Annotated in this window: 4 protein-coding genes; 1 reads left to right on the top strand and 3 read right to left on the bottom strand. The window is 41.7% G+C overall.

The window, feature by feature from the left end:
• Window positions 1–148 (top strand): transposase (locus QZU45_RS12525; RefSeq protein WP_366925494.1); only part of this gene is annotated, 148 nt, incomplete at its 5' end.
• Between the two features lie 69 nt (window positions 149–217).
• Here QZU45_RS12525 and QZU45_RS10905 read toward each other — a convergent pair.
• The 3 genes from QZU45_RS10905 to QZU45_RS10895 are packed head-to-tail and all read right to left on the bottom strand — an operon-like array spanning window position 218 to window position 4381.
• On the bottom strand, window positions 218–1315 hold the full coding sequence (locus QZU45_RS10905; protein WP_295355220.1) for a tyrosine-type recombinase/integrase: 1098 nt from the start codon (window positions 1313–1315) through the stop codon (window positions 218–220).
• Window positions 1299–2309 (bottom strand): tyrosine-type recombinase/integrase, encoded by a 1011-nt coding sequence (locus tag QZU45_RS10900; RefSeq protein WP_295355218.1) that lies wholly within the window; start codon window positions 2307–2309, stop codon window positions 1299–1301. Before QZU45_RS10900 ends, QZU45_RS10905 begins: the two co-directional genes overlap by 17 nt.
• Window positions 2306–4381, bottom strand: a complete 2076-nt coding sequence (locus tag QZU45_RS10895) for a tyrosine-type recombinase/integrase (protein WP_295355216.1) — start codon at window positions 4379–4381, stop codon at window positions 2306–2308. Before QZU45_RS10895 ends, QZU45_RS10900 begins: the two co-directional genes overlap by 4 nt.
• Window positions 4382–4618 lie beyond the last annotated feature (237 nt).

Raw genomic sequence — 4618 nt, 5'->3', positions numbered from 1 at the left:
ATCAGCAGTTACTTTACATGCGGTACTGGGAAATCCTGATGACTTTCCTAATTCAAGACATTTTGCCTCATTTGCCGGCTTTGCACCCCGTGTATCCGGTAGTGAAATACGAAATTTCGTATTTCGGAACAAACACGACATTTTATAAAACACGAAAAAAAAGCGCCAAACTGCTTAAATAAGCCATTCGGCGCCAAACACTTTTCGTGTTTTAGGATTACGGAGTTAGTCCACAGGCAGCAATCATCTTTTCGAATTCCTCCTCCTCATATTTTGCTTGAGTGTTCTTCCATTCTGCAGGAAAGTCACATTTATCAAGAGCATTCCGAAGCTGTTCTTCAGAGGGAGTAGCATATATTGTTGTGGTTTCAATGCTTTCATGACCGAGAAAGGCTGAGACCAATTCAATTGGTGTTCCAGCTCTGTACAGTGCTGTTGCCTTACTTCGCCTGAATGCATGAGGATGAACCCGTAATGGTAAATCTGGCATGGTTCTACGGGCAATATCGGCAGCCTGCTTCACCAGATACTCTACACTTTTGACTGTCAGTGCCGAGGCTTGACCTTGACGAATACTGTAGAACAAAGGCGAATCCTGCTTGGAGTTTTTGTGAAATTCATTGAGATAGGATTTGAGCAACTCTGCAGTCTCCTGTTTAATCACAATATTGCGGTGTCGTTTTCCCTTGCCAAACACATGCACCAATTTCTTGTCACCATGGATGATGACATCCTCAATCTTAAGTTCAACCAATTCAGATGCTCGCAAGGCGCATTCGTAAAGGAGCAACAGAATTAGTGAATTGCGTTTGCCTTTCTCTGTTGACAGTCCTGCCCGGATAATAGCTGTTATCTGAGCTTCACTCAGGATGGTCTTAATCTGTTGTGTAACTCTTAACTCTGGGATATATGTAAGCTGCAAATAGATATAACTTGCCAGAGGACAGCGGTCAGTAGCATACAGTACATAGGATCTCAGATGGGAGAGTCTCAGATTGCGGGTGGCAGCAGAGACTTTATGTTCCCGCATCTCATAGTCCAACCACTCTCTGACGAAGTCAGATGTGCAGTCGGACAGTCTGAATTTATCAACTTCCACTCCGATGACTTTTCTGAAATACCTGATGAACTTACTCAGAGTACTGACTACAGCCTTGATAGTACAGGGACTGCGTTTGCATATTAACAGCTCTTCATTAAGATATGAGGTTACATAATCAATAAATAGTGGTAGTTTGAGATTCTGGTCTTTGGTGACTGAGGCCCGTTCCAGCATGGCTCCCATGATCACCTTGTTCCTAGTTGAGAAATGCATCACGCACCTCCTGTGGAATTATATCAGCTGCAGCGATAGCGAAATTTTGCATGGACTTGCCATGTCCATTTAGCTGATGATAGTAATAATAGGTATTGGCCACAGAGGCATGCCCAAGACTCTTGCTCAGAATCGGTAGTCTGGTTCTGAAATCCACCCGCTGTTCAGCCCATAGATCGATAATGTGCACCACATAAGCATGGCGCAGACAATGAGGAGAAGGCAAAGCATATCTGCCATGATCTCCAAAACATTTTAGCCAGTTACGTTTAAACCACATTCTGAAAGCAGTTTTGCAGGGCCTACCGTCAGAGTCAATGCCAAAAAAGTAAGTACGTTGAGGACAGTATTTATCGGCAGAGACATCAAAATCAGACAGCAGTTTAGCTAGTCCGTCGTTAAAAGCAACTACTCTGTCTTTATTACCTTTTGAGTTACGGATATAAAGTGTGTTGTCAGAGAACCTAACTTCTTCTCTGCGTAGGTCTATTGCCTCGCTGATCCTAAGTCCCAATAGAAAAAGCAATCGATAAATCACAGCATAGCTTACAGCAAATTGGTGGAGTCTTTTGCTAGTTTTGACCGCTTTTGCATCAACGAATTTTGCAAACTTCTTCAGTTCATCTAGAGATGGAATGTAAGGCTCCCGATAATGGGCTATAGGTAGTTTGTTTTTAGGGAAAAGATAGGCATCTGTACCCTGACCAATCAGGTATATGGCTAAGCCTCTGATTGTACCAAGTACAGATCTTATGTGACTACTGCTTAAATTCTTGGCAACAAGTCTGGCGCGATATGCCTCTACTGCATCTCTGGTCAGAAGTCCTTGATCGTAGTCACTGTATCTTAGGAATACATCAAAAGCATGCAGTGCAGAAGCCTGTGTATTGAAGGTTGAGTCTAAAGCAACACGCTTATGCGCAATGTACTCTTCCATTTTCGGACCAAGCCTAGATCTGAAGCTGTAGAATGCGTGAGATTGTTCTGCTTTCATATCATTACCTCCTCACTATTCAGTTCAAATCCGGTAAACGGGAAACAGCAACTGCGTAACTGTTCAGGTTCGGTGCTCAGGTAAACATGTAAGGTTTGTGAGTTCGCATGCCCTAAGGCATCGGCTATGAGCTGAAAGTTAACTCCAGCTTTGAGAAGCAGAGATGCAAATGTCTTTCTCAGTTGATGTAGGGTGAAATGATCACAATTAAGAGCCTTGACTCTACTTCTAAATGTCTCTGCCGACTTAAGTCTGCAGTGAGGCGCAATACTGCGGAGCATGACTTGATCGTTGTTATGCTCTTTTCTTTTTGTCGACAGGTACTCATAAAGAGCATTAAGCACAGTCTGCGGTAGCGGTAATTCAACTATCCGTCCAGTCTTTCGTTGCCTGAATCTCAGGATTTTCTTTTTCACATCTATGGACTTAAACCTTAGATTGACAATATCCACAGCCCGTAATCCCAGATTGAGGGCCAGTTTAAAAGCAAGAGCGTCTCGTGTCTGGCATTCGCCTGAAACATCTGAACAGAACCGATACAACTCTTGAAGTTGCACGTCGGTTAATGTTTTTACCGGACGTATCTTACTTACACTATACGATGGCAAAGTAAGGATGAGGTTATATCTAACTACACCGTTTTCTGCTAGAAACAATAAAAATGACCGAATAATCCTGTTGACATCAGCTTTATATCTGGCTGCTCCTGGATTACAATCCCTGTCGAAATCATGTAGAAGTTCTATAGTCAGACTATTGAATGAATTAACACGTCTCTGATTGAGATAATCGGTAAAGTAGTGCAGACTTGTGATATCTTGCCTTACTGTACTTTCACTAATTCCATCCTGCCGCCGTTGTTTTAAATAGCGTTGACACCAATTCTCAGACCAGCTGGGGAATTTTTTTGGTTTACACCTAAGCTGACAATACCGCTCCTCCAACATAATGTCTGGTAAGATGGGCTCCTGACACAGAAGCTTGTGACACAGATAAAGTCCGGTTTTATATTTGCCAGACGTATCTGGAGATAATTTATGACACCATTTTAAAGCTCCCTCAAAAGAAAACGTTAACCCGTGCTCCTGCAAAAACAAGCAATGTCTAGATACTCCTGACATGATTTGATTTTGACTTTTTTTAGAATACCCAAGTTCTTTCAGCAGTCTATTTACCTGTCCTTGAAGCTGAAATAGCTCTTCTGGTCCAACCTTTCCTGATGGGAAGTCAGACCAATCATTCTGTTCAGGGAAAAGAAACATACTCTGCTTTACTCTGAGAAAAGCCTCTGGCATGTATTCAGTGATGAAGCCTTGTTTGGCAAGGAACGCAATGAAATGAGAAAAAAAGTCATAATATTTCTGCAATGGCCGCAAACAGAGCCCTAATTCTGCCAAATAGGAGGGTTTTATTTCATAGAATGACAGGATTTTATAGTGCCTTACCATACACCTGATGCAGGCCGCAGCCTTGATCACACATTGGAGGGGGGAGCAAAATATCTTTGATAGTCTTCGATCACAATGAATAGCATACTGATTGATAGCCTCTACAGCCCAGACTGGGACTTCCAGTCTATTCAGAGATTTCTCATCAAAATCCATCAGATCATTTATTGCAGTCATCACTCCAAAGCGGGACATGATCTCATTGAACCATAGATCCATTTTACCTGACAAATAAACCTCTTTAAAAATACTTGCTGGAATCAACTCTAAAGCAACAAGCCATAGGATCAATTTTCTTAGCTCAGCCAACTGATGAATTTGATGTTTGTGACTGCCATAGCTAACATTCTCTATAAAGTCATTTACGATTTCGACTGAAAGTTCAGCAAAACAGTGACAATTGCTTTGATCTGCAAACAATGCCAATCTGGTAAAGAATGCGCTCGCCTTATAATGATGGATATCCCTCTTTTGAGTTTGCGAGGTATATGCCACGTAAGCCTTAAAAGCCTCCTCTGCCCATGATGGACAGCGTCGGCTAAGTTTGAGATTGTCTGATTTATATTTTCCAAAAGTAAGATTTACCTCAAGAGGACTAGGTAATGATAAGATATCAATATCCATAGATTTCTCCTTAAAAAAAGTGTTGGAATTTCAGTATAGAAGAAATTTATGGATTTAAAACACGAAAAGTGTTTGGCGCCGAATGGCTTATTTAATCTGTTTGGCGTTTTTTTTCGTGTTTTATAAAATGTCGTGTTTGGAGTGGCGGTATAGTTCAAGTTGGTATGATCCCTCACACCGGCAACAGGCAGTTGAAGAAGATTCTTTATATGTGTGCTATCGCCAGATTTGCTCAGC

Origin of the sequence: uncultured Succinivibrio sp., assembly GCF_902756765.1 — a bacterium.
Taxonomy (GTDB): domain Bacteria; phylum Pseudomonadota; class Gammaproteobacteria; order Enterobacterales; family Succinivibrionaceae; genus Succinivibrio.
This window is presented reverse-complemented; position numbering and strand designations above follow the sequence as displayed.